Raw genomic sequence first — 25,392 nt, 5'->3', positions numbered from 1 at the left:
TGTCCAACTGGCTGCGCCAGTAGTCGAACCCCGGTCGGGGCTTCTCATCCCCCCGCAGATGTGCAACATGCGAAAAAAAAGCCCGTACTTTCGTACGAGCTCTTCTTAAAATATGGCGGTGAGGGGGGATTGACTCGCTTTGCTCGCCCCTGCGGGGCAGCCCGTACGCTGCGCTCCCGGTCTGTCCAACTGGCTGCGCCAGTAGTCGAACCCCGGTCGGGGCTTCTCATCCCCCCGCAGATGTGCAACATGCGAAAAAAAAAGCCCGTACTTTCGTACGAGCTCTTCTTAAAATATGGCGGTGAGGGGGGGATTCGAACCCCCGATACGTTGCCGTATACACACTTTCCAGGCGTGCTCCTTCAGCCACTCGGACACCTCACCATATTGTTGTCCCTGTGCTACCGGAACGGGCGCTAATGTAGGGGAAACACCGCCCCGCCGTCAATCAACTTTTTGAAAAAAATGTGCATTTACACAAACTTCAAGCAACATGGAGCATAAATAAGCGGGAATTGTTTTTTTTGCCAGCATCCTAAAATTTGCTACTCTGATGTTCCCTCGAAAAATGATGATAATAAGTGCGAGAAAGTTCCGCACAACAATGTTCAGGAGACAATATGGATATAATTTTCTATCACCCAACATTCGATACGACCTGGTGGATTAATGCGTTGGCAAAGGCAATACCTGGTGCGAACGTACGCGAGTGGAAAGCGGGTGATAATGCACATGCTGACTATGCGCTGGTCTGGCATCCGCCGGTTGAAATGCTCGCAGGACGAAAATTAAAAGCCGTATTTGCGCTGGGAGCGGGTGTCGATTCTATTCTCAGTAAACTCAATGCTCATCCGGAAATGTTGGATGCGTCGATCCCGCTTTTCCGTCTGGAAGATACGGGTATGGGCCTGCAAATGCAGGAATATGCGGTCAGTCAGGTGCTGCACTGGTTTCGTCGCTTTGATGATTATCAGGCATTGAAAAATCAGGCGAAATGGCAACCGTTGTCAGAATATACTCGCGAGGAATTTACCGTCGGGATCATGGGGGCAGGGGTATTGGGCGCAAAAGTTGCCGAAAGCCTGCAAGCATGGGGATTCCCACTGCGCTGCTGGAGTCGTACGCGTAAATCCTGGTCTGGCGTGGAAAGCTTCGCCGGTACTGAGGAACTGGGCGCATTTTTGAGTCAAACTCGCGTGCTGATCAACCTCCTGCCTAATACGGCAGAAACCGTAGGCATTATTAACGCTGATTTACTTAGCCAATTGCAGGATGGCGCCTACGTGCTGAACCTTGCACGCGGTGTTCATCTCAATGAAGACGATCTTCTGGCATCGCTGGACAGCGGCAAGGTGAAGGGGGCCATGCTGGATGTTTATAGCCGTGAACCGCTGCCAGAAAACAGCCCATTATGGAAACATCCGCGTGTGGCGATGACGCCACATATTGCCGCAGTTACCCGTCCGGCAGAAGCGGTGGACTATATCTCCCGCACGATTATGAACCTGGAGAGCGGGCAAGTCGTAACAGGTCAGGTCAATCGCGTTCGGGGATATTGATGGTAACCCGGCAAGTACCGGGTTTCAGCTAGAATACCCGCCATACTTCAAGCTGCATGTGCGTTGGCTACGGTTGTTCACCTGAATCACTTACATAAGTAAGTGATTCAGGTATCACTCCCTTGCCACCTGCCTACGACTCGAATTTTTAGGGTATTAATGGCGGCGATACCTGCTATCCTTGACGGAAAATGACTACAGGAGAGAGTTATGTATCCCGTTGACCTGCATATGCATACCGTCGCCAGCACCCACGCCTACAGCACCTTAAGTGATTACATCGCGGAAGCTCGTCGCAAAGGCATCAAGCTGTTTGCCATTACCGATCATGGACCGGACATGGCGGATGCGCCTCATCACTGGCACTTTATCAATATGCGTATTTGGCCACGTGTCGTGGATGGCGTGGGGATCCTGCGAGGAATCGAAGCCAATATTAAGAATATTGAAGGTGAAATTGACTGTTCAGGTCCGATGTTTACCTCCCTGGACCTCATTATTGCGGGCTTCCATGAGCCGGTTTTTGCCCCTCACGATAAAGACACCAATACCCAGGCAATGATAGCTACGATGGCCAGCGGTAATGTGCACATCATCAGTCATCCGGGAAATCCAAAGTATCCTGTTGATATTAAAGCAATTGCGAAGGCGGCGGCAAAGTACCAGGTTGCACTGGAAATCAATAACTCTTCGTTTTTGCATTCGCGTAAGGGCAGTGAGGATAATTGTCGTGCGGTTGCTGCGGCTGTACGTGATGCTGGCGGCTGGGTGGCGTTAGGGTCGGATTCACATACCGCTTTCACGCTGGGAGAATTTGGCGAATGCCGTAAAATCCTGGATGATGTTAATTTCCCTGAAGACAGAATTTTAAACGTCACACCTAAACGTCTATTGGCGTTTCTGGAATCGCGAGGCATGGAGCCGATCGCGGAATTTGCTGAACTGTAATTGTTACTAACTGGAATATATCAATGAACGAGTTTTCTATCCTGTGTCGTGTACTGGGCTCGCTATTTTACCGCCAACCGCAGGACCCTTTACTGGTTCCCCTGTTTACCCTGATTAGTGAAGGTAAACTGTCAGCCAACTGGCCGCTGGAACAGGACGAACTGCTCACCCGTTTACAGAAGAGCTGCGATATGCCCCAGCTGGCTGCAGATTACAACGCGCTGTTTGTCGGTGACGAGTGTGCAGTGCCGCCTTATCGTAGTGCCTGGGTAGAAGGGGCGAAAGAATCCGATGTTCGTGCATTTCTTTCAGCCCGGGGCATGCCGCTGGCTGATACACCGGCAGATCACATTGGTACGCTGTTGCTGGCGGCTTCATGGCTTGAGGACCAGTCTGCGGAAGATGAAAGTGAGGCGCTTGAAACCTTGTTTGTAGACTACTTGCTGCCCTGGTGCGGTACGTTCCTTGGAAAAGTTGAAGCGCACGCGAACACGCCTTTCTGGCGTACGATAGCACCGCTGACGCGTGATGCCATTGGTGCGATGTGGGACGAATTGCAGGAAGATACAGACGAATAAATGTGATGTGTATCACTTAATAGTGCAACTCAATTTATAAGCTTGCATAAATTGTGTGCGCGATCTCATTCCCATGCCGTTTTTCTGCTAAGATGCGCGGCATGAACATACTTCTCTCAATTGCAATCACAACGGGCATTCTCTCCGGGATCTGGGGATGGGTGGCCGTTTCTCTTGGTTTACTCAGTTGGGCTGGCTTTCTGGGTTGTACGGCTTATTTCGCCTGCCCGCAAGGTGGGTTAAAAGGACTGTGGATCTCGGCGTGTACGCTGCTAAGCGGTGTGGTGTGGGCGTTGGTGATTATTAACGGTAGCGCGCTTGCTCCGCATATGGACATTATTGGTTATGTCATGACAGGAATTGTCGCGTTTCTGATGTGTATCCAGGCAAAGCAATGGTTGCTTTCATTTGTACCGGGCACGTTCATTGGCGCATGTGCAACATTTGCAGGGCAGGGGGACTGGCGACTGGTTGTTCCGTCATTGGCACTGGGTCTGGTATTCGGCTATGCGATGAAAAACAGTGGTCTGTGGCTGGCATCTCGCCGTGAAAATAGAATATCGTCGACGCTGACCAGTAAATAAAAAAGCGTGAGGGATTTCCTCACGCTTTTTATGCTGTATAGACCCATCAGGATTCTGGCGGTACCGACATATGACGGTATTTAACCAGAATGTCATTATCAACTTGTTTCTTATCCTGCAAATCCCACAATCCGCGATCGATGCCGTCATTAATCAGGAAGATAACGCCCGTTTCAATCGCTGACATCAGACAAAGCATAACCGGTTCGTTAGAGGTGTAACCAATTTCACCTTCCAACAGACGCTGGTAGTCAATAAAGCGGAACACCCCAGCCTGTACTTCATAAGACAGAATGGTTTTACTGGTATTCACTGACGACAGGATCTCACCGGTGCTGACGTTAACTACGCGCAGGTTTACCGCTATCTGGTCGAGCTGGTATTGCGTATCGGCGCCAATACCAAAATAACGTGCACCGACACCACCGGATTTAACGTTGCTTTCATAACCGATAATTGACCCTTCCACCATGACGTTTGCCGCGGTCAGGGACTGTAGCGGGATCCGGTTATTAATCGCAACCGTACCGTTTTCCTGAGCTGCACGAATGATTTTGCGTTCGTTAAGCAAGTTCTGTAACCCCTGACGTTCCAGTGGGACGAACCAACGAGAATCTTTCAATGCGGTGACAAGCATAGCCGTGGCGCTTTGCGGGACGGCGGTTGAGAAGTTACTTGCCGGGTAAGGTTTAAATTGGCCAGTCTCATCCTGAATGTTGTATACCGACACAAAGATCTTACCTGTAGGCATAGGCAGATGCGTCAAGTCTTTATAGCTTTGGGCTCGGGGCATTAATGTCGGCTTAGCGGCTTCTTGAGGCGGGGCTGTTAAACATCCGCTGAGTAAAATTACTGCCACCATGATAAGTAAACGCTGCATGATTATTTCCTTTCGTGGCTATAACTTAGAAGTCGGTCGACTGTGTTTGTAAACCCGACACTTCAATAGTCGAAGTTTTCCCCGATTTCCTGTCGGTGACATTCAATTGCAGTTGTCCGTCCCGGTTGGCGATATCAATGATAAAATCATTGGTCACCATTCTTCCTGGTTTACCGGTATTAATGTTGGTGAGTAGGCCACCGAGAATTTGTGACTGAATCGCCTGAGTAAAGTTATCCAGAGCTGACGGGGTTTCAATACCGTAATCGTCATAGCTTGGATCTTTATATGAGTTCTGGGCCTGGGCGCTGTTCAACAGAAAAGCACCATTATTCGGGTTGCCACCAAAGTTTGGGTTGCGAAACTGGAACGTCATGTTTCCGGCCCAACTTAATGGTGAAATTAGCATGAGCAAAACCACTGCATGTTTAACACGCATGAAAGCCTCCGGACAAAATCATATTTTAGAATTCATCACGCGCTAAATCGCTAGTGCTTAATAGTGTTTGATCTATTTGCCGGCGATTTAATGCTTCTTCAGTTTCTGCCAATGCGAAGACAACTATTTTGTCGAAGTCTCTTTTCGTTGGGAATAAAAAAGTCTGGAAGATAACGTCTTGATTGACCGTTATGGTGATCCAACTTCCCCAACGCGCACTGGGTCTTTCATTAATGGTTAAGTTTCCTGTGTACTCGCTTTCCCACTTATCACTAAAGGCCCGATAAAAATCATGACCGATTGAAGAGACAGTGTGGTCAGTTAACAGTCCGGGAACCTCCACCTCTACGGTTGTCGCTGCGTGCAGACTCCCGGCAGCAAAGAATAAATTTGCTGCCACAATCCAGGTCAAATAGCGTTTCATGGCTTTATCGCCTGAGGTTATCATTGGCCCATGAGACCGCCTGCGTACGATTTTTGACAGCTATCTTTTTGAAAAGATTATAAAGATGTGTTTTTACCGTATTTTCACTGATAAACAGTGAGCGAGCGATTTCAATATTTGAGGCGCCGATACGCAATTTATTAAGGATCTCTTTTTCACGGTGCGTCAGCAGTGCCGACTCCGTGCTGTTATAACGATAATTTCCAGAGTGCGTGATCAGATAACTGGCAAGTTTTTGCGTGAAGTAACATTCACCGCGCAAGATACCCTGCAAGCCGCTTACAACACGCTGCTCGTCTTCAGTTGCGTAAAAAACACCATTGATATGCGGCCAGTTTTCGATATCCCGATAAGGGTAATCATCAGGAGTATTCAACAATAACGTCTTTATATTGTTGTTTTTTCTACTCAAATTATCTTGCCAGTAATGGATCAGTTTTTTATCTGCCTCCATCATATCCAGTAAAACAATGCAGCTGGAGGATATATCATCCAGAGAACGTTGAATATTATGTAGTTTTCCGGTGAGTGCCAGTGATTGTTTTAAATGCTGTAATAATGCAGTTGCCTGCAAAGAAGGTTTTGTGATCAACAATAATGTATGACCATGAATACTATGGACTTCATTAAACATGATGAAACTCCACTTTTTAGTCGCACACCTGACAGCTGTCTCTACTAAAATAGAGGCACCAGAAGTACTGACAGATGTTGCACTGCTGTGTAGATATAAAATATCGACCCAAAGGGGTGAAAACATTAAAACAAATGGACTTCAACTGATTTCAATCTAGCTATTACAAATCTTAAAGCAAGTGTTAAACATGTAACAACTTGTAAAATTATATATTAAAATGTGATTTTATGGTTTTATTAGAGTTTAGATTTGATAGGAAAGTTGTACATTTTACCTTTGCTGCATAGATTTAAAAAATCATACAAATTATAGTAACACATTGATTTTAAGTCATTTAATTAATGATTGTTGAGTTTTAAATTTCTAATGAATTCTAAAATCCTTATCTCAATTTACGTTGGTCAATTTTAGATGGAAAAAAATGACCTTTGTCACGACTTGTACCGATGTCTATCTCGACGTTGTACTGAGAGGCCCTGATATCGTGCAAAATGCACTTTCTCAGTGACTGCATAGAAATTCATTACTGATAGCAAAATAAAAATAAAATCCAGACCTGAAGCGATGTTATTCACTGTTAATTAGTACTTTGGTGTGAATCCGGATATAAAAATACCACTCGCGGGTGAGTTATTTAAAATGTTTCCACGGACATACTCTTCATCGTAACGTGGCGTTAACAAATGTAAGTCATGTTAACAACAATTTGAGTGGTAATTAATTTAACTTCATGTACGACCAGGTCCAGGGTGACAACATGAAAAACAAGTTGTTATTTATGATGTTTACAATACTGGGTGTGCCTGGGATTGCATCCGCAACCAGTTATGATTTAGCTAATTCAGAATATAACTTTGCGGTAAATGAATTAAGTAAGTCTTCATTTAATCAGGCAGCCATTATTGGTCAGGTTGGTACTGCTAATAGTGCAAATACTCGCCAGGAGGGCACTAAGTTATTGTCGGTCATTTCGCAAGAAGGTTCAGGTAACCGGGCGAAAACAGAACAGACGGGATCAAATAACTTTGCATATATTGATCAAACGGGTAGCTCTAATGATGCGAGTATTAAACAAAGCTCTTACGGTAATACGGCGATGATTATCCAGAAAGGCTCTGGTAATAAAGCCAATATTACCCAGTACGGTACACAAAAAACAGCAGTTGTGGTGCAGAGACAGTCGCAAATGGCAATTCGCGTTACTCAACGCTAATCCATAAACGACGTTTAAATCAATCCGATGGGGGTTTACCATGAAACTTTTAAAAGTGGCAGCATTCGCAGCAATCGTAGTTTCTGGCAGTGCTCTGGCAGGTGTTGTTCCGCAATGGGGCGGTAATCATCATGGTGGCGGTAGCAACTATGGCCCAGACTCTTCAATGAGTATTTACCAATTTGGCTCTAGTAACGTTGCGAATGCGCTGCAAAGTGATGCACGTAAATCAGACGTGACTATCACACAACACGGACATGGTAACGGTGCGACCGTCGGCCAAGGTGCTGATGATAGTACCATTAGCCTGAAACAGACCGGCTTCCAGAACAGTGCTACTATCGATCAGTGGAATGCAAAAAATGCTGATATCAGCGTAACTCAGTTCGGTGGTCGTAACGGTGCTGTGGTTAATCAGACAGCGTCTGACTCCAATGTGCTGATTCAGCAGGTTGGTTATGGCAACAATGCTACAGCTAACCAGCACTAATTCAGTTTTCTGACTGATAATAAACAGGGCGAAAGCCCTGTTTTTTTTCGGGAGAATATTATGCACACGCTATTACTCATTGCCGCGTTGGCAAATCAAATAACATTCAATACAACTCAGCAAGGTGACATGTACACCATTATTCCTCAGGTGACATTAGCTCAACCGTGCGTATGTGAAGTGCAAGTTCTTGCCGTACGTAAAGGAAAGGGCGGACAAAGTCAGTCACAGCAGAAAACAAGCCTTTCGGTCCCTGCTAATCGGCCAATTGAATTAACAAAAATGAGCTTTAATATTTCACCGGAGGATTCGGTTAAAATTATCGTTACCGTTTCTGACGGGCAGTCTCTGCATCTGTCGCAACAATGGCCTGACTCAAACAGTCACCCATAATTTTTTGCCGGATTTGCATTAAGGGTGTGGCTGGGAGTGCGGTGCTGTTCTATGAATATAGAAACGAACAAACGTTTTATTTGATCGTAACTCGCAGCGGTGAAGGATCATTGTGATCCCTCAAGGATGATTAATCATTGAGGAACCCTTATGTGTACATTCTTAAAGCGTATTTTAAATACCGGTTTGTGGGCTTTTTCTCTTTTAACCCTCCCCGCAATGGCGACGCAAATCTTACCCGGCGGGGTTATTCATTTTCGTGGTGCAATAGTTGAAGCACCTTGCGACGTTAACACTCGACAACAACTGATTGAATTGTCATGTATGCGTGATGGCACGATGAGTAATAGTCTCTACGACCTGCAACAGGTCACGACAGCGCCTCAAAGTGTGCAACAAATTGCCACGGTGAAAATGCATTACCTCAATGAACAGAAAAGCATGGCTATTCTGAATATTGAATATAAATGAATCATTCTGGCGTAGGTATGCACGCTTATGGCTAAAAAATGAGATTTCAAGGAAAACCCTGCTGTACACTTAACGGAGAGTGTTTTGTCAGGGGGAACTTATGCAATCGCGTGTTCATGTGTTACAGGGCGACATTACGACGATCGCGGTAGATGTGATCGTCAATGCGGCCAACTCCTCGTTACTGGGAGGAGGTGGAGTCGATGGCGCGATTCATCGTGCTGCCGGGCCTGCGTTGTTGGAGGCCTGCAAACAGGTTATACAACAACAGGGAGAATGCCCGACCGGGCATGCTGTTATCACGCTGGCTGGCGCGCTTCCGGCAAAAGCAGTTATTCACACCGTAGGGCCCGTCTGGCAAGGCGGTGATCACCACGAGGCTGAACGACTTGAAGAGGCCTATCTAAATACATTGCAACTGGCCTTAGCCAATGGTTATCAATCCATTGCTTTTCCAGCGATAAGCACCGGTGCTTATGGTTACCCACGCGCTGCAGCAGCAGAGATCGCGGTGAAAACGGTGTTGAAATTTATCACCCGGCGTACGCTTCCCGAACAAATATACTTCGTGTGCTTTGATGAAGAAAACGCTCGACTATACAAGAGATTACTTACCCAACAAGGCGATGAACGCACGGACTGATATGACGCGACTTGAGCGTGCCATCACGCCGCTATGCGTAAACCACCCGGGAGAATGCGGCATTCTGACGTTGGATGACAGCCTGGATGCGTTTGCTGCTCGCTATCGGTTGACGGAAATGGCGGAACGAACCCTGGATGTTCAGTATTACATCTGGGAAAGCGACATGTCCGGGCTATTGTTATTTTCCGTTTTGCTGACCGCAGCGAAGCGGGGCGTCCGGGTGCGTTTGTTGCTGGATGATAACAACACGCCAGGTCTGGATGACACGCTGCGTTTGCTGGACAATCACCCTAATATTGAAGTTCGCCTGTTTAATCCCTTTTCCTTTCGCATCCTGCGTGCCCTGGGCTATTTAACCGATTTTGCCCGGTTGAATCGGCGTATGCACAACAAAAGTTATACCGCTGACGGCGTCGTAACTCTTGTGGGGGGGCGAAATATAGGCGATGCCTATTTTGGCGCAGGCGAACAACCACTGTTTTCCGATCTGGACGTTATGGCTATTGGGCCGGTTGTCCAGGATGTTGCAGACGACTTTGAGCGTTACTGGCACTGCCGCTCGGTTTCAACATTGCAAAACGTACTTGAGGTGGCAGAACCTGCTTCTACGCAAAAAATCGAACTTCCTGAATCCTGGTATAATGATGACATCACGCGTCGCTATCTACATAAGCTGGAAACCAGCCAGTTTGTGACCCATCTCGATCAGAGGTCGCTGCCGCTAATTTGGGCGAAAACGCGCTTACTGAGTGATGATCCTGCAAAAGGAGAGGGGAAAGCGCCGCGCCACTCACTATTACCGCAGCGTTTGTTTGACGTGATGGGATCTCCCACCGAGCGTATTGATATTATTTCCGCCTACTTTGTACCCACTCGCGCCGGTGTGGCGCAGCTCCTGAGACTGGTGAGAAAAGGCGTTAAGATCGCAATTTTAACTAATTCTCTGGCGGCGAATGATGTTGCAGTCGTTCACGCGGGCTATGCGCGTTGGCGAAAAAAACTCCTGCGCTACGGCGTGGAGTTATACGAGCTCAAACCGACCCGCGATCGCGTTTCAGCAGTACACGACCGGGGATTAACCGGTAATTCAGGCTCCAGCCTGCATGCGAAAACCTTCAGTATTGACGGTCGTAAAGTGTTTATCGGCTCGCTTAATTTTGATCCCCGTTCAACGCTGCTCAATACGGAAATGGGGTTTGTGATTGAGAGTGAAGTACTGGCTGAGTTGATTCATAAACGTTTTATGCAAAGTCAGCGTGATATGGCCTGGCAACTACGTCTTGACCGTTGGGGCAGAATTAACTGGGTTGATCGGCTTTCTGGCAGCGAACAGGTACTGAAAAAAGAACCCGCTACAGGATTCTGGAAGCGGGTTCTGGTGAGGCTTGCATCCGTGTTGCCCATTGAATGGCTGCTCTGAACCATTCAATGCAAGAAAACTAACCGGCAACCGCCTTGTTTTTATCCTGCTTAATCGGCGGTTTACCCGAAAAGAGAAACTTCAGCACCGGGATCCGTAAATGGATTTCGTACAGTATGACCGCAATTCCAACCACAAAAAGAAGGCCGCAGAGAAAACCCAGCAGATTCGACTTGATGTGCGGTGTGATATACGCGCCAAAAAACAGCGTTAACGGGTGGTGCACCAAATAGATGAACAGCGACGCGTTGACAAAATAGGTCACGCGAGCCGACTGGAAATTCAGTAAACGGTGGCCAAGCGAAAAGACGACGTTTACCATCCAGAGCCCCATGACCATGGTAATGACATATTCGGTTTCATACATCCAGGCATCGCCGTTGCCGTAACGTTGATTGAGCAGGTATGCGACAAATGCGAATGCGGCGCCTAGCGTGCAGCCGCGCGATGGCGTGGTAAACAGTGCTTTCAGATTAGGATTGATAAACGCCAGCGCGCCGAGCATAAAGAAAGGCACATAGAACAGCGTTTGCATAACGATAAAATTAAACATGCCGTCGCTGAGAATCGAAGGGTAGAGGATGAAAATCGTTCTTCTGACGACGGCATAGCCGACACCCAACAATATAAAAATCAACGTTAATTTGGTCATCGACACCCCCGATGCAGGGGTACCGTTTCCACGCGATAGTCTGTTTTTCATTTGGGTAAACACCCACATACTCAGGGTCGTTAACACCACCAGAACCAGTAAAAACCACAGATGGGAAATCAGCTCCCAGGCCAGCGCATTGTATTTGTCGTAGCCGCTGAGGGTATGCCAGCTGTCTGCTTTCCCTTTCACGTATTGCAGCATGATAAATTGCGGCAGCGTAAGCAGCGGAATCGCGGTCAGCATAGGGATCCCCACGCGTTCTACACGCACTTTCCACCAGCGCTTTAACGGATAGCGCAAAAAAAGCATGTAGGAAAAATAACCTGAAATGACAAAGAAGACCTGCATGCGAAATGCATGGATAAAGTCGTTAAAAAGGGTTAACCACCACGAAGGTTCTGCGCTGTTCACGTGCCAGGTGTGGGTGGAGTAGATCAATGAAATATGGAATGGGATCCCTAACAACATTAGCCAGGCACGGATGGAGTCAAGAAAATATTCACGTGGTGGTGATACAGAGCTCATAGACAGTTACGTATTCTCAGACTTTTCGTCTTATCCCTAAGACGAATAATGGTTACATTCGAGGGCAACCCTACACGAAGTCCAACAACCTGTCTCCAGGATAAGCACGCAAAGTGAAAACAGGCAGATGAACCTGCTTAAACCATGAGCCAGCGCGCGAACAATACAGGGATTCAGTTGTCGGAGTACCCGATTATCCATTAAAATGGATCGGATCAATATAAGCACACAAAGGGGGAAGTGCTTACTAATTATGAAACATAAACTACAAATGATGAAAATGCGTTGGTTGGGTGCAGCAGTCATGTTAACGCTGTACACATCATCGAGCTGGGCGTTCAGTATTGATGATGTTGCAAAACAAGCTCAATCCTTAGCCGGGAAAGGCTATGAGGCGCCAAAAAGTAACTTGCCCTCCGTTTTCCGCGACATGAAATATGCGGATTATCAACAGATCCAGTTCAATCGCGATAAAGCGTACTGGAGCAATCTCAAGACCCCATTTAAGCTCGAGTTCTACCACCAGGGTATGTACTTCGACACGCCGGTCAAAATCAACGAAGTTACCGCCACGGCGGTGAAAAGAATCAAATACAGCCCGGATTATTTTAATTTTGGCGATGTTCAGCATGATAAAGACACGGTAAAAGATCTCGGCTTCGCCGGGTTCAAAGTGCTGTATCCGATCAACAGCAAAGATAAAAACGATGAAATCGTCAGCATGCTCGGTGCCAGCTATTTTCGCGTTCTGGGCGCAGGTCAGGTCTACGGCCTGTCAGCGCGTGGCCTCGCGATTGATACCGCTCTGCCTTCTGGTGAAGAATTTCCCCGCTTCCGTGAGTTTTGGATCGAGCGTCCGAAACCGACTGATAAACGTTTAACCATTTATGCTTTGTTGGATTCTCCGCGTGCAACCGGAGCGTATCGTTTTGTCATTATTCCAGGCCGTGACACTGTCGTTGATGTTCAGTCCAAAGTTTACCTACGCGACAAAGTGGGCAAACTGGGCGTGGCACCATTAACCAGTATGTTCCTGTTTGGACCGAACCAGCCGTCTCCGGCGACAAACTATCGTCCGGAACTGCATGATTCTAACGGTTTGTCTATCCATGCCGGCAACGGGGAGTGGATTTGGCGTCCGCTGAATAACCCGAAACATCTCGCGGTGAGCAGCTTCGCTATGGAAAACCCGCAAGGATTCGGACTGTTGCAGCGTGGCCGTCAGTTCTCGCGTTTTGAAGATATCGACGATCGTTACGATCTGCGCCCAAGCGCCTGGATCACGCCAAAAGGTGACTGGGGTAAAGGTAAGATTGAGTTAGTTGAAATCCCAACTAACGATGAAACGAACGATAACATCGTTGCGTACTGGACGCCGGATCAACTGCCTGAAGCGGGCAAAGAGATGAACTTCAAGTACACTCTGACGTTCACGCGTGATGAAGACAAACTTCATGCGCCGGAAAGCGCCTGGGTACAGCAGACTCGTCGTTCTACCGGTGATGTAAAACAGTCCAACCTGATTCGTCAGCCTGACGGTACCATCGCGTTTGTGGTGGACTTTACCGGCACAGATATGAAAAAGCTGCCGCAGGATACCCCGGTTACCGCACAAACCAGTATTGGCGACAACGGCGAAATCGTTGAAAGCACTGTGCGCTATAACCCGATATCTAAAGGTTGGCGTTTGATGCTGCGCGTGAAAGTGAAAGACGTGAAGAAAACCACTGAAATGCGTGCTGCCTTGGTCAATGCCGATCAGACGCTGAGTGAAACCTGGAGCTACCAGTTACCTGCCAATGAATAAGACAACTGAGTATATTGACGCAATGCCGCTTTCGGATATCGAGAAAGCGGCACTGCCGAAAACTGACATCCGCGCCGTTCATCAGGCGCTGGATGCCGAGCATCGTACTTACTCGCGCGAAGATGATTCACCGCAGGGGTCTGTGAAAGCTCGCCTTGAGCAAGCATGGCCGGATTCTTTGGCTAAAGAGCAGTTGGTTAAGGACGATGAGGGCCGCGATCAGCTGCAGGCGATGCCAAAAGCAACGCGTACCTCTATGTTCCCCGATCCCTGGCGTACCAACCCGGTTGGCCGTTTTTGGGATCGCTTGCGTGGGCGCGATGTGACGCCTCGTTATCTTTCGCGTTTGACGAAAGAAGAACAAGAAAGCGAGCAAAAATGGCGTACTGTAGGCACCATCCGCCGCTATACGCTGTTGATTCTAACGCTGGCGCAAACGGTCGTAGCAACCTGGTATATGAAGACGATCCTCCCGTATCAGGGTTGGGCATTCATTAATCCGATAGACATGATGGGGCAGGATTTATGGGTCTCCTTTATGCAATTGCTGCCCTACATGCTCCAGACCGGCATTCTTATTTTGTTTGCTGTGCTTTTCTGTTGGGTGTCTGCGGGATTCTGGACCGCGCTGATGGGCTTCCTGCAACTGCTGATTGGGCGAGATAAGTACAGTATCTCGGCCTCAACGGTTGGGGATGAACCGCTGAATCCTGAACACCGTACTGCGCTGATTATGCCTATCTGTAACGAAGACGTTGACCGCGTATTTGCGGGACTGCGCGCTACGTGGGAATCGGTCAAAGCAACGGGCAACGCCGAACATTTCGATGTTTATATCCTGAGTGACAGCTACAACCCTGATATCTGCGTAGCAGAACAAAAAGCGTGGATGGAGCTGATTGCTGAGGTGCAGGGCGAAGGGCAGATTTTCTACCGCCGTCGTCGTCGTCGCGTGAAGCGTAAAAGCGGCAACATTGATGACTTCTGTCGTCGCTGGGGAAATCAGTACAGTTACATGGTGGTGCTGGACGCTGACTCAGTGATGAGCGGTGACTGTCTGAGCGGCCTGGTGCGTCTGATGGAAGCGAATCCGAATGCCGGGATTATCCAGTCTTCACCGAAGGCTTCCGGTATGGATACGCTGTATGCGCGCTGCCAGCAGTTTGCGACCCGTGTTTATGGACCGCTGTTTACCGCCGGGCTTCACTTCTGGCAGTTAGGGGAGTCACACTACTGGGGTCACAACGCCATTATCCGTGTGAAGCCGTTTATCGAGCACTGTGCGCTCGCGCCGTTACCGGGCGAAGGCTCGTTTGCGGGATCAATCCTCTCCCATGACTTCGTGGAAGCGGCATTGATGCGTCGTGCTGGCTGGGGTGTGTGGATTGCTTACGATCTGCCGGGCTCTTATGAAGAACTGCCACCGAACCTGCTGGATGAACTCAAGCGTGACCGCCGCTGGTGCCACGGCAACCTGATGAACTTCCGTTTGTTCCTTGTGAAAGGGATGCACCCGGTTCACCGTGCGGTATTCCTGACCGGTGTAATGTCCTATCTGTCTGCGCCGCTTTGGTTTATGTTCCTCGCGCTCTCTACCGCATTGCAGGTGGTGCATGCGTTGACGGAGCCGCAGTACTTCCTGCAACCGCGCCAGCTGTTCCCGGTTTGGCCGCAGTGGCGTCCTGAACTGGCGATCGCGCTGTTTGCTTCAACGATGGTGCTGCTGTTCCTGCCGAAGCTGCTGAGTATTTTGCTCATCTGGTGTAAAGGGACGAAAGAGTACGGCGGGTTTATCCGCGTCACGCTGTCGCTACTGTTGGAAGTTCTGTTCTCCGTGCTGCTGGCGCCGGTGCGTATGCTGTTCCACACCGTCTTCGTCGTGAGTGCCTTCCTCGGTTGGGAAGTTGTCTGGAATTCGCCGCAGCGTGATGACGATTCGACCCCGTGGGGTGAAGCGTTTATGCGTCACGGTTCCCAGTTACTGTTGGGGCTGGTGTGGGCTGTGGGTATGGCCTGGCTCGATCTGCGTTTCCTGTTCTGGCTGGCACCGATAGTCTTCTCGCTGATCCTGTCGCCGTTTGTTTCTGTGATTTCCAGCCGTTCCACGGTGGGGTTACGTACCAAGCGCTGGAAGCTGTTCCTGATCCCGGAAGAGTATTCTCCGCCGCAGGTGCTGGTGGATACCGATACCTATCTGGTGATGAACCGTAAACGCACGCTGGACGATGGCTTTATGCATGCGGTGTTTAATCCGTCGTTTAACGCACTGGCCACGGCCATGGCGACTGCACGCCACCGCGCCAGCAACGTGCTGGAGATTGCACGCGATCGTCATGTGGAACAGGCACTGAACGAAACGCCGGAGAAACTGAATCGCGATCGCCGCCTGGTGTTGTTGAGCGATCCGGTGACCATGGCGCGTTTACATTACCGTGTCTGGAATTCACCTGATAAGTATTCTTCGTGGGTGAACTACTATCAGGGACTGACACTGAACCCGCTGGCGTTCAGGAAAAAATAAGCGTTCTGTAACATGAAAATACCGGCCTGGTGCCGGTATTTTTTTATATTGAATAGAAATAGAATGAGTCGTGAGGTAGCCGGTGCGAATTTTGGCTGTAGGAATAATGATCTTCTTCCTGAGCGGATGCGGCAGCATTATTAGTCGTACCATCCCAGGGCAAGGACACGGAAACCAATACTATCCTGGCGTGCAATGGGATGTTAGGGACTCCGCATGGCGCTACGTCACTATCCTCGATCTGCCATTTTCGCTGGTGTTTGATACGTTGCTGCTGCCGCTCGACATACATCATGGACCTTACGAGTAATTATCGCTCATCCCATTCATCGGCTGCGGTCTGCCCCTCTTCAGTATCAAGGGGAGGTTCCAGCTGGAATTCACCTTCATCCCATTCGTGAAGCGTATTTTCTTCCTGCCACTCCTGGCGGATTTCAATTTCATCATAGTCGCCATCAAAAACGCTCTGGGCCGCTTCTCCGCTCAGGATTGGAAGACATTCACCATCTACATCATCCTCGTCAGCAAAGAATTCCGCCTGCCACATAATGTCGCCATCCTGTAGCACGTATTTTTGGACGCTTAGCTGTTGAACGCTGGCATCGTCTGACTCAAGGTCAGGGTTATCAGCCAGAAACACTTCACGAGCTGCATCAATAGCCTCTTCCAACGTGGCATAAAAATTCATGTCATTCTTTGCCATATTTCTTCTCCTAAAGCGAACAATAAAGGGGATGATTCAATCTATAGACGGCGATCCGCAGAGCGTCAAACCCGTTAGCTGCATGGCTCTCTCAATCAGATGATTACTGCCTGCAATGCCTACGAGACCAAGTGAAAGTAACTCCGGTTGTTTATGAAAAAATTTACATTGGCAGATACTGAAGCCGACGTAATATCAGGAAAAAAATTCAAGAAAAAAGAGTAATGTATGTGGTTTGCAATGTAGTAATGAAAATCGAAAAATTAAAAAATGACGTTATATAAGGAAATCTTCAGGGTTAAACGTTCTTTTTTATGTGTTTTAGCGGGGGGATCCGATCGCTTATGACGCAATATTTCATAACTTAATAAAAATAAAGAAGAAAATTAATGCCCAATACGGAAGTGTCGCAGGGGCAATCAATGAAAGTGGCTAAACTTAGTGATGTCTCTGGTAGTGACAAAGTATCTTATGTGTATGGGGGGTGTGAATGGTGTGAGTGATACTTAAATAGTATACATAATAAAATATTATTAATGACAAAGGTTATAAATCTATAAGAAACCATTAAATAAGAAATGAATTAGTGTCATTGAATCTGTGCAGATATAATAGTTTGCAAAATCTTATGCTTTATTATATAAAATGCAAAATTAAGAAAGCCCTGAAGGTTGTTATGGATAACGGCAATTCAAATAATAGAAGGTTAATGGCTTTCTATATAATCTGTTTGGCTAGCTATGTTCTTGGTGGAGTGTGTCTTACACAATTTAAATTAACGATACAAAGTGTCCCGCAAACAGTATATCTGATTATAATTGTAGGGTTGTTCTTTTTATATGGGATAATCTTCCTGTTTATGTTATTCCAGTATCTTTGTAGAAAAGATCTCACCTGCCTTATGATATTAGGTATGGCGTTTCTTGGGAATAACATATTTTTCATCGAGACTATCTACATCGTTCAGGACTTGATTAATGATTATGCCTCAATCGAAAAAAGAACTAACGATATAGCCATATTCTATTACTTTCGGCAGATTAGTTTCATAGCTCTACTATTTGTTTCATTAAAATCTTATAAAGTATCCTCGACAGTTATTGAAACCAAAGAAAGAGAACCTTGCTATATCGTTCTGTCTTTTTTAATCATGCTTGTTATCGCGGTGGTGGCGCACGCTCTGGCCAGTTATAACCCTAATTTTACACTCGAGATCACAAGCGTGAAGCCTGATAATGTCACTGTGCACTGGCATATTGGGTACATTTATTCGCTAATTGTATCCTGGGGACTGGTCCTGCTGTATTTAATCATTAAAACCAGAACGCATAACATCTTGTGGAAAAGTATAGGGCTACTGTGTTGCTCAGCAATATTGACCAATGTACTACTTCTGAGCCTGGATGAATATAGCATGTATATTTGGTATGTTAGCCGGGGGATTGAGGTGATAAGTGCCCTGTGTATAATCTCAATACTGATGTACAACACCTTCATCATCTTAAAAAAAGAAACGGATTCAGCTATCAAAGACGCAATGACTAAAATATATAATCGTAAACTATTCTATAAGTCATTAAAATCATCATTAGCAAAAGGCGCAGTGTGTGTAATGGTTCTGGATATTGATAAATTCAAACGGATTAACGATACCTACGGTCATCAGGAAGGTGACAGAGTAATAATCAGCATTGTCGACATTATCAATAAATCAATCAGAGATACGGATATTTTTGCCAGAGTAGGCGGCGAAGAATTTGCGATCCTTCTTAAGTGTAACGATAAAGATGAGGCAATTGTTGTTGCAGAGCGAATTAGGCGAAATGTAGAGAACGGTACGACAATACCAAATTCATATGAGTTAAAAGAAAAAATGACGATAAGTATCGGTGTATATTGCAGCAAAATTGATGATGAATCAGCGGATAAAGTTGTTTCATACGCCGATGCCGCTTTGTATGAAGCCAAAAATTCTGGCAGAAATAAGGTGTGTTACTATTATCATTAAGGTTGAAATATACGCCGTGTAAGATAAGTTTATTATTCCGAACCGGCGAATACAAATACACAAATCATCCCACGACCTCTGTACTCCGACGACGGCGCAGGCTATTCCACGAGTACAGGGCGTTAAACAGTACGACGCCCGCGGTCACACAGAAAACGGCACGAAAACCGTAGTTGGCGGATATCGCTGCCCCCATTAGAGGTCCTGTTACGTTACCGATATCGCGAAATGACTGGTTATAACTGAAAATACGTCCAGCTATTTGATTGGTCGAGTTGTAAACCAGCAGCGTTTGTACCGCCGGGAGCAGAGCGCCGTCGGCCGCACCCAATAAAAAGCGCAGAACACCAAGCTGCCAGGGCGTATGGACAAATGACATTGGAATAAGCAGTAACACAGAAACGATCAGCGCGACGATCAGGATCTTCTCCGGGCCAATTCGATCGCCTAATTTGCCAAGTTTCGGGGCGCTGATTAATGCCGCAACGCCGGGGACAGAGGCTATCATCCCACTGATAAATGCAATATTGCTGACGTTGCCAGCCAACTCTCGAACGTACAGGGTCAGTATTGGCGCGATAGAACCGGTGGCTACCTGAATGATCAAAGTGGTGATAAACAGGCTCAGCACCAGTTTGGGGTTCTTTAAAGAGGCCACGACTTCACGAATGTGCAGCATCTCCTTCTTGCTCACCGGCTGGAAACGCTCGCGGATAAAAAATAGCGTCAGGATGAAGCAGACCAGCAGCACGCTGGCGGTGATGAAAAATACCGGGCGTAATCCGTACTGATCCGCGAGCAGCCCGCCAGCTAGCGGCCCGAGCAGTGCGCCACTAACGCCACCGGTTGAAAGCGTTCCCAGTGCCCAGCCGCTTTTATTGCGTGGAACCTGGGTGGCGATCAGTGCATTCGCATTGGGGATGAATCCACCAAGCAGCCCTAACAAGGCACGCAGGATTAAGAACTGCCAGATATTTTGCGCCAGTCCCATCAGCAGCATCACAATTGCCATGCCCAACGCGGAACGCAGCAGCATGATTTTTCGTCCTTTGCGATCGGCAAGGCCACCCCAGAAAGGAGAGGCAATGGCTGAAAAGAGAAAAGTGATGCTGAAGACCAGGCCCGACCACATATTCAGGGCGCTATGACCCGTGACGCCGAGACTCTCGACGTAAAGAGGCAAAAAGGGCATGACCAGGCTAAATGCTGCTCCGGTTAAAAAACAACCTAACCAGGCAACGGTGAGGTTGCGTTTCCAGTTTATGGGGGCATCTGAGGGTGACATAGCGATCCGCAGTGTGGTGCGCTGTTTGCGCTATCGATTGAATATAAGTAAGCAGGCTAATTATGCGCCTGGTTGATAGTTGCTGCAATGCGGATAGCAGTTAAACCTAAAACGGGTTGGGAGGGTGTTGCAGCCCACTGGACTGCAACACTGCGTCAGTACGGAGAAGGGGAGCCTTCAGGACGCGTCTTGAAGCGACGATGCAGCCACATATACTGCTCTGGTGCCATCATTATGCATTGCTCAACAATTTTGTTCATCCACGCAGCTGTAGTCTCTGCGTCTTCCAACGGTGGCGAGCATTCTGGAGGTAACATAATCAATTGATACCCTTTACCGTCAGGTTTGCGGCGGGGGACAAACGGTACCAGGCAGGCATTGGACATGCGCGAAAGCATCCAGGTTCCTGAGGTTGTTGCGGCTTGTTCAACGGCAAAAAGTGGTACAAACACGCTGGCGCGAGGGCCGTAATCATGATCCGGCGCGTACCAGACCACTTCGCCCTTTTTCAAGGCTTTAATCATCCCTTTCAGGTCTTTACGATCGAGCATTGATTTATTCGAGCGCATGCGGCCCCAGGTTTGTAGCCAGTCCAGCAGCGGATTGTCGTTAGGGCGATACACACCAATACCCGGCTCCTGCAAGCCAAACTGGCGCGCACCCAGTTCCAGAGTCAGAAAGTGCAGACCCACTAACAGAATCCCGCGTTTTTGCGCCTGGACGTCACGGATATGTTCCATTCCGATCACTTCCGTCCAGCGCGAAATACGCTTATCGGACCAAAACCAGGCCATCCCGGTTTCCATTACGCCCATGCCTACGGATTCGAAGTTCTTGACGACCATCTGCTGGCGTTCCTGCTCACTCATCTGCGGGAAGCACAGTTCCAGATTTCGGGAAACAATTTTTGCCCGACGTTTCATCAAACGTAGCGCCAGTCGACCTAACGCACAGCCCAACTTAAAGAGGATGGGGTAGGGTAACTGCACGATTAACCAAAGGATGCCAATACCCAGCCAGGTTAACCAATAACGTGGATGCAGTAACGCAGCCGAAAACTTGGGTAAATTCGTCATGTCTATCCTGTCTTCAAACGACCAATTCCCTGTATTGTCGCATTTTTTCGCGCGTATCAAAAATTTGTGACGGGAGAACGGTGATTAATTCCGCAATTGTTGTTGCGATTTTATCGTGAAGTATGAAATGTAGCGTAAAATGTGTGGATGTAAATTGGCGATGTTTGCTTTATTATGCCGCCGATTTTCATTTATTCCTTATTTGCAGGATACGTACACCATGCCAGTGTTACACAACCGCATTTCGAACGACGCCCTCAAAGCCAAAATGCTGGCCGAGACCGAGCCGCGCACGACGATCTCATTCTATAAATATTTCACCATTGCCAATCCTCAGCACACGCGTGATGCGCTGTACCAGATGTTCACCGCATTGAACGTCTTCGGGCGAGTATATCTTGCCCATGAAGGAATTAACGCGCAAATCAGCGTACCGCAAAGCAACGTCGAGGCATTTCGCCAGCAGCTCTATGCGTTTGATGCTGCATTGAAGGATTTACGTCTGAATATTGCGTTGGATGATGACGGTAAATCGTTCTGGGTACTGCGTATGAAAGTCCGCGAACGTATCGTGGCGGATGGTATTGACGATCCAGACTTTGACGCCAGCAACGTGGGGGATTATCTCAAGGCTGCAGAAGTAAACGCCATGCTGGACGATCCTGAAGCGGTATTCATTGATATGCGCAACCACTATGAATATGAGGTGGGTCATTTCGAGAATGCGCTGGAGATACCGGCAGACACGTTCCGCGACCAGTTGCCGAAAGCTGTTGAAATGATGCAGGCGCATAAAGATAAAAAAATCGTGATGTACTGCACGGGTGGGATCCGCTGTGAGAAAGCCAGCGCCTGGATGAAACACAATGGATTTAGCAAAGTCTGGCACATTGAGGGCGGTATTATTGAGTATGCCCGCAAGGCGCGTGAACAGGGGCTTCCGGTACGTTTTGTCGGTAAAAACTTTGTCTTTGATGAGCGTATGGGCGAAAGGATCTCTGAAGATGTTATCGCACATTGCCATCAGTGCGGCACGGCGTGCGATAGCCATACTAATTGCAAAAATGATGGCTGCCATCTGTTGTTTATTCAGTGCCCGGCTTGTGCGCAGAAATATAAAGGCTGCTGTAGCGAGCTGTGTAGCGAAGAGAGTGAGTTGCCGGAAGAGGAACAACGGCGTCGCCGTGCGGGGCGTGAAAATGGCAACAAAATCTTTAATAAATCACGCGGTCACCTGAATACCAAACTGGGTATTCCAGACCCTGCGCAATAACATGATGCCGGATGAGGGGCAGAACCTCATCCGGCAATTCTTGCGTTACTTCTGCTGAACACCTTCCACTGAGATGATCAAATCGACTTCCTGTGATGCAGGGCCGAGATCGGTGGTGATGTTGAAATCCTTCAGCTTAATCTTACCTTGCGCTTCAAAACCAGCACGCGTACCGCCCCAGGGATCGCCGCCCTGACCGATGAGCTTCGCGTCCAGCGTAACCGGTTTGGTAACGCCGTTCAGGGTCAAATTACCGGTGATATCCAGGTCATTACCTTCTTTCTTCACGCTGGTGGAGCTGAAGGTCGCCTGCGGGAACTTCGCCACGTTAAGGAAATCTGCGCTGCGCAGATGCTTGTCACGTTCGGCGTGATTAGTGTCAACGCTGTTGGTGTTGATGGTTACGTTAACCTTATCGGCTGCGGGATTTTTCTCATCAAAGGTAAACGTACCGTCGAAATCTTTGAAAGTGCCGTACAGCCAGCTGTAACCCAGATGCTGAATACGGAAATTAACAAAGGCATGCTGTCCTTCTTTGTCAATTTTGTAATCTGCCGCCACGGCCGACCCGGTGGTGAATAACAGAGAGGCGAGTGTAAGTCCCAGCAGGTTTTTTTTCATTTTAAGCTCCATAGTCAGATGACGATTTTCCCAACATGCGATTGAGGGTATCGTCGTTATCGATAAAGTGATGTTTCAGGGCCATCAGTCCGTGCAATAGGGATAAAATCACCACGGTCCACGCAAGCCACAGGTGCAAGCTACCGGCGAGGTCGGCCTGAGAACCCGCATTGGCCAGGGTGGCAGGAATGTCGAACCAGCCAAAGACGCTTATCGCTTTGCCATCTGCGGTGGAAATCAGATATCCGCTGATGAAAATCGAAAAGAGCAGCAAATAAAGTGCGAGGTGACCCAGTGCCGCTGCGATACGGGTCAAACGGGAGTAGCTTGCCAACGCAGCAGGTGGAGGGGAGAACACCCGCCAGACAACGCGGATAACCAGTCCCATCATGAGTAGGATGCCGATGCTTTTATGCAGTTCGGTGGCCTGGTGATACCAGCCATCATAGTAGCTAAGCGTGACCATCCATAACCCCAACGCAAACATGCCATATACAGCAATCGCAACCAGCCAATGTAATGTGGCTGACACTACGCCATAGCGCTGTGGAGTATTATTGAATTGCATAAGCACACCGATTGATATTTCAGAAGTGAATGAAAATGGCGCGTAAAAGACATTAATGCAACTAATAAATAACAATGGTGATGATATTTATTTTTTGTTCAATAAAGTTGACTGATTGTTGAGGTAACCATCAAGGGATTAGTGCGAAAATATGTGGCGGGGTTTAGTTTATGGGGTGTTATGGTTTTTGTTATTGTTCAGTTTATTGCAATGAAAATTAAGCTAATCTCAATTTTTGTCAATTATTGTCAACGCACAGGAATTAGAAAAACATAATATATATTACATCCATAATGGCCAGCAGCGACCATAAAATAATGTAGAGCATAAGGTGCTCGCGAATATTATTAACCAGATAGTGAAAGATACGACGCATTGACGTTATTCCTGTCATTAAAAATGGCCTCACCAACGAGGCCATTCATTTATTATCACTTAAAACGGCTTAACCTGAAGGGGGTCAGGTCAAAGTCAGACGGTTTGTCCTGAGCGAAGTCTGCCGCAATCTCTCCCAGTACAGAAGCAAACTTAAAGCCATGTCCGCTCAGCCCGGTAATGATCAGCGTATTGTCATGTTCCGGCAGAGTATCAATTATAAAGTCCTCATCCGGTGAATTATCGTAAGTGCAGGATGCGCCGTGCAGGCAACAACCAACGCCAGGCAGAATTGTGCGCAGGAATGGGAAGGCTTCAGAACCGTCGCTGGCTACAGCGGCAAATGGCTTACGCTCTTCTGCAGAGTGAATTACCTGTCCGCCATTGTGCTTACCTATTTTCAGCTCGTCGTTTTCAGCCGGGAAACCGTAGTATTGATCGCCATTTGGCAGTTCGCCGGTGAAGGCCGGGAAGTTATTCTTAACGCTGTAGCGCCCATCGGCCTGATACCAGGCGAACACTTTGCGCACAGGTTGTATCGGTAGTTCAGGGACTAAAGCCTGCACCCAGGTACCGGCGCTGATCACTGCTTTCTGCGCGTGGTAGTCACCGTCAGCCGTTTCTACCGTGATGCCATCATCACCGTGATGAATTGCGCTGACCGGGCATTTAAACAGTTGCGCACAGCCTGCTTCTTCCGCCAGACGGATCCAGGTTTTAATTGCTAACTCACTGCGTAAAAAACCGGACTCCGCTTCAAACAGACCGATATAGTTGTCAGGTACGCGAATTTCCGGCCAGCGAGCCATGATGGCGGCTGCATCTAATTGTTCAACGTTAAGTTGCCACTGTTTTGCGCTTTGCGCTGCAGTTGCTAAGAAGGTTGACTCTGCCGGACCGAGGTTGATAACTCCGGAGCGAACAAAAATCGGTTCTTCATTATGGGTGGACAGTTCATCCCACAATGTTTGCGCACGTAGCACCAGCGGAACGTATTTTTCGCCTTCGCCATAAGCATGACGAATTAATCGAGTATCACCGTGGTGGCTGCCCTGTTGATGTGGTGGCATATGCGCATCGATCATCAGAACCTTCAGACCGGCACGAGTGGCATAGTATCCAGCTGCGGCGCCTACCGAACCGCTGCCAATAATGATTAAGTCGTATTTCATCCGCTTCTCTCTGCAATCGCGATAGTAGAAGGGTAAATAACTGACCTGGAATATTCAACCTGGAAATAAGAAAGGCACCGCTAAGGTGCCTTTTGATGGT

27 protein-coding genes and 1 tRNA gene are annotated in these 25,392 nt (G+C 47.9%); 15 read left to right on the top strand and 13 right to left on the bottom strand.

The window, feature by feature from the left end:
• Positions 1-296 precede the first annotated feature (296 nt).
• Positions 297-384: transfer RNA gene (locus OGX94_RS23315), tRNA-Ser, on the bottom strand.
• Between the two features lie 236 nt (positions 385-620).
• On the opposite strand from OGX94_RS23315, the gene ghrA reads away from it, so the two are divergent.
• From ghrA to OGX94_RS23295, 4 genes are all read left to right on the top strand, one after another.
• Positions 621-1,559: a glyoxylate/hydroxypyruvate reductase GhrA gene (ghrA, locus tag OGX94_RS23310; protein ID WP_003832080.1), complete on the top strand. Its 939-nt coding sequence runs from the start codon at positions 621-623 to the stop codon at positions 1,557-1,559.
• Between the two features lie 210 nt (positions 1,560-1,769).
• Positions 1,770-2,507, top strand: coding sequence for a phosphatase (locus OGX94_RS23305; RefSeq protein ID WP_003832082.1), 738 nt, complete (start codon positions 1,770-1,772; stop codon positions 2,505-2,507).
• A gap of 23 nt (positions 2,508-2,530) precedes the next feature.
• On the top strand, positions 2,531-3,085 hold the full coding sequence (locus tag OGX94_RS23300; RefSeq protein ID WP_003832084.1) for a TorD/DmsD family molecular chaperone: 555 nt from the start codon (positions 2,531-2,533) through the stop codon (positions 3,083-3,085).
• A gap of 101 nt (positions 3,086-3,186) precedes the next feature.
• On the top strand, positions 3,187-3,669 hold the full coding sequence (locus OGX94_RS23295; RefSeq protein ID WP_032934412.1) for a DUF1097 domain-containing protein: 483 nt from the start codon (positions 3,187-3,189) through the stop codon (positions 3,667-3,669).
• A 46-nt stretch (positions 3,670-3,715) separates the two neighbouring features.
• On the opposite strand, the gene csgG is transcribed toward OGX94_RS23295, so the two are convergent.
• Genes csgG through csgD form a run of 4 tightly spaced genes read right to left on the bottom strand, consistent with a single transcriptional unit; the run spans position 3,716 to position 6,067 of the window.
• Positions 3,716-4,549 (bottom strand): curli production assembly/transport protein CsgG, encoded by an 834-nt coding sequence (gene csgG, locus OGX94_RS23290; protein WP_003036082.1) that lies wholly within the window; start codon positions 4,547-4,549, stop codon positions 3,716-3,718.
• 25 nt (positions 4,550-4,574) lie between these two features.
• On the bottom strand, positions 4,575-4,988 hold the full coding sequence (gene csgF, locus OGX94_RS23285; protein ID WP_003832089.1) for a curli production assembly/transport protein CsgF: 414 nt from the start codon (positions 4,986-4,988) through the stop codon (positions 4,575-4,577).
• A 25-nt stretch (positions 4,989-5,013) separates the two neighbouring features.
• Complete coding sequence (csgE, locus tag OGX94_RS23280; protein ID WP_003832091.1) at positions 5,014-5,412, bottom strand: curli production assembly/transport protein CsgE; 399 nt, start codon at positions 5,410-5,412, stop codon at positions 5,014-5,016.
• 4 nt (positions 5,413-5,416) lie between these two features.
• A complete protein-coding gene (gene csgD, locus OGX94_RS23275) occupies positions 5,417-6,067 on the bottom strand; it encodes a biofilm master transcriptional regulator CsgD (protein WP_003832092.1) in 651 nt (216 codons plus the stop codon).
• Between the two features lie 760 nt (positions 6,068-6,827).
• Here csgD and csgB point away from each other — a divergent pair.
• The 6 genes from csgB to OGX94_RS23245 all read left to right on the top strand — a co-directional run bounded on the left by csgB (position 6,828) and on the right by OGX94_RS23245 (position 10,703).
• Positions 6,828-7,283 carry a curli minor subunit CsgB gene (gene csgB, locus OGX94_RS23270; RefSeq protein WP_003832095.1) on the top strand — a complete coding sequence of 152 codons (456 nt, stop codon included), beginning with the start codon at positions 6,828-6,830 and terminating at the stop codon, positions 7,281-7,283.
• Positions 7,284-7,323: 40 nt separating this feature from the next.
• Positions 7,324-7,773: a curli major subunit CsgA gene (gene csgA, locus OGX94_RS23265; protein ID WP_003832097.1), complete on the top strand. Its 450-nt coding sequence runs from the start codon at positions 7,324-7,326 to the stop codon at positions 7,771-7,773.
• Between the two features lie 60 nt (positions 7,774-7,833).
• Positions 7,834-8,166, top strand: a complete 333-nt coding sequence (csgC, locus tag OGX94_RS23260) for a curli assembly chaperone CsgC (RefSeq protein WP_020996502.1) — start codon at positions 7,834-7,836, stop codon at positions 8,164-8,166.
• Between the two features lie 150 nt (positions 8,167-8,316).
• The gene (locus tag OGX94_RS23255) at positions 8,317-8,637 is read left to right on the top strand and encodes a YmdA family protein (RefSeq protein ID WP_126955965.1); all 321 of its coding nucleotides are present in this window, start codon (positions 8,317-8,319) and stop codon (positions 8,635-8,637) included.
• 100 nt (positions 8,638-8,737) lie between these two features.
• A complete protein-coding gene (ymdB, locus tag OGX94_RS23250) occupies positions 8,738-9,280 on the top strand; it encodes an O-acetyl-ADP-ribose deacetylase (RefSeq protein WP_164562948.1) in 543 nt (180 codons plus the stop codon).
• The gene (locus tag OGX94_RS23245) at positions 9,213-10,703 is read left to right on the top strand and encodes a phospholipase D family protein (protein ID WP_370613217.1); all 1,491 of its coding nucleotides are present in this window, start codon (positions 9,213-9,215) and stop codon (positions 10,701-10,703) included. The genes ymdB and OGX94_RS23245 overlap by 68 nt, the downstream gene beginning before the upstream one ends.
• 19 nt (positions 10,704-10,722) lie before the next feature.
• Here the strand turns inward: OGX94_RS23245 and mdoC are convergent, their stop codons facing one another.
• Positions 10,723-11,883, bottom strand: a complete 1,161-nt coding sequence (mdoC, locus tag OGX94_RS23240; protein ID WP_193135214.1) for a glucans biosynthesis protein MdoC — start codon at positions 11,881-11,883, stop codon at positions 10,723-10,725.
• 271 nt (positions 11,884-12,154) lie between these two features.
• Between mdoC and mdoG the strand changes: the two genes are divergently transcribed.
• From mdoG to OGX94_RS23225, 3 genes are all read left to right on the top strand, one after another.
• Entirely contained in the window at positions 12,155-13,690 is a 1,536-nt protein-coding gene (gene mdoG / locus OGX94_RS23235; RefSeq protein ID WP_126956322.1) for a glucans biosynthesis protein MdoG, read from the top strand.
• On the top strand, positions 13,683-16,211 hold the full coding sequence (mdoH, locus tag OGX94_RS23230; RefSeq protein ID WP_257661588.1) for a glucans biosynthesis glucosyltransferase MdoH: 2,529 nt from the start codon (positions 13,683-13,685) through the stop codon (positions 16,209-16,211). The genes mdoG and mdoH overlap by 8 nt, the downstream gene beginning before the upstream one ends.
• Positions 16,212-16,293: 82 nt before the next feature.
• Positions 16,294-16,521, top strand: coding sequence for a YceK/YidQ family lipoprotein (locus OGX94_RS23225; protein ID WP_003832117.1), 228 nt, complete (start codon positions 16,294-16,296; stop codon positions 16,519-16,521).
• Here the strand turns inward: OGX94_RS23225 and OGX94_RS23220 are convergent, their stop codons facing one another.
• Complete coding sequence (locus OGX94_RS23220; RefSeq protein WP_008784346.1) at positions 16,522-16,899, bottom strand: MysB family protein; 378 nt, start codon at positions 16,897-16,899, stop codon at positions 16,522-16,524.
• A gap of 691 nt (positions 16,900-17,590) precedes the next feature.
• Between OGX94_RS23220 and OGX94_RS23215 the strand changes: the two genes are divergently transcribed.
• Entirely contained in the window at positions 17,591-18,922 is a 1,332-nt protein-coding gene (locus OGX94_RS23215; RefSeq protein WP_126318515.1) for a sensor domain-containing diguanylate cyclase, read from the top strand.
• A gap of 64 nt (positions 18,923-18,986) precedes the next feature.
• Here OGX94_RS23215 and mdtG read toward each other — a convergent pair whose 3' ends face one another.
• Together mdtG and OGX94_RS23205 are read right to left on the bottom strand one after the other, a co-directional pair.
• On the bottom strand, positions 18,987-20,207 hold the full coding sequence (mdtG, locus tag OGX94_RS23210; protein WP_032942948.1) for a multidrug efflux MFS transporter MdtG: 1,221 nt from the start codon (positions 20,205-20,207) through the stop codon (positions 18,987-18,989).
• A 155-nt stretch (positions 20,208-20,362) separates the two neighbouring features.
• Complete coding sequence (locus OGX94_RS23205; protein WP_257661589.1) at positions 20,363-21,283, bottom strand: Kdo(2)-lipid IV(A) acyltransferase; 921 nt, start codon at positions 21,281-21,283, stop codon at positions 20,363-20,365.
• Between the two features lie 220 nt (positions 21,284-21,503).
• Here OGX94_RS23205 and trhO point away from each other — a divergent pair, with 220 nt between their 5' ends.
• Positions 21,504-22,556 carry an oxygen-dependent tRNA uridine(34) hydroxylase TrhO gene (gene trhO / locus OGX94_RS23200; RefSeq protein ID WP_003832128.1) on the top strand — a complete coding sequence of 351 codons (1,053 nt, stop codon included), beginning with the start codon at positions 21,504-21,506 and terminating at the stop codon, positions 22,554-22,556.
• A 45-nt stretch (positions 22,557-22,601) separates the two neighbouring features.
• On the opposite strand, the gene OGX94_RS23195 is transcribed toward trhO, so the two are convergent.
• From OGX94_RS23195 to solA, 4 genes are all read right to left on the bottom strand, one after another.
• Positions 22,602-23,177: a YceI family protein gene (locus tag OGX94_RS23195; RefSeq protein WP_003832130.1), complete on the bottom strand. Its 576-nt coding sequence runs from the start codon at positions 23,175-23,177 to the stop codon at positions 22,602-22,604.
• 1 nt (position 23,178) lies between these two features.
• Complete coding sequence (locus tag OGX94_RS23190; RefSeq protein WP_257661590.1) at positions 23,179-23,745, bottom strand: cytochrome b; 567 nt, start codon at positions 23,743-23,745, stop codon at positions 23,179-23,181.
• Positions 23,746-24,007: 262 nt separating this feature from the next.
• Entirely contained in the window at positions 24,008-24,121 is a 114-nt protein-coding gene (locus tag OGX94_RS23185; protein ID WP_003036148.1) for a YceO family protein, read from the bottom strand.
• Positions 24,122-24,176: 55 nt separating this feature from the next.
• Positions 24,177-25,292, bottom strand: a complete 1,116-nt coding sequence (solA, locus tag OGX94_RS23180; protein WP_257661591.1) for an N-methyl-L-tryptophan oxidase — start codon at positions 25,290-25,292, stop codon at positions 24,177-24,179.
• Positions 25,293-25,392 lie beyond the last annotated feature (100 nt).

This window comes from Citrobacter sp. Cpo037 (assembly GCF_030332945.1).
Taxonomy (GTDB): domain Bacteria; phylum Pseudomonadota; class Gammaproteobacteria; order Enterobacterales; family Enterobacteriaceae; genus Citrobacter; species Citrobacter portucalensis.
This window is presented reverse-complemented; position numbering and strand designations above follow the sequence as displayed.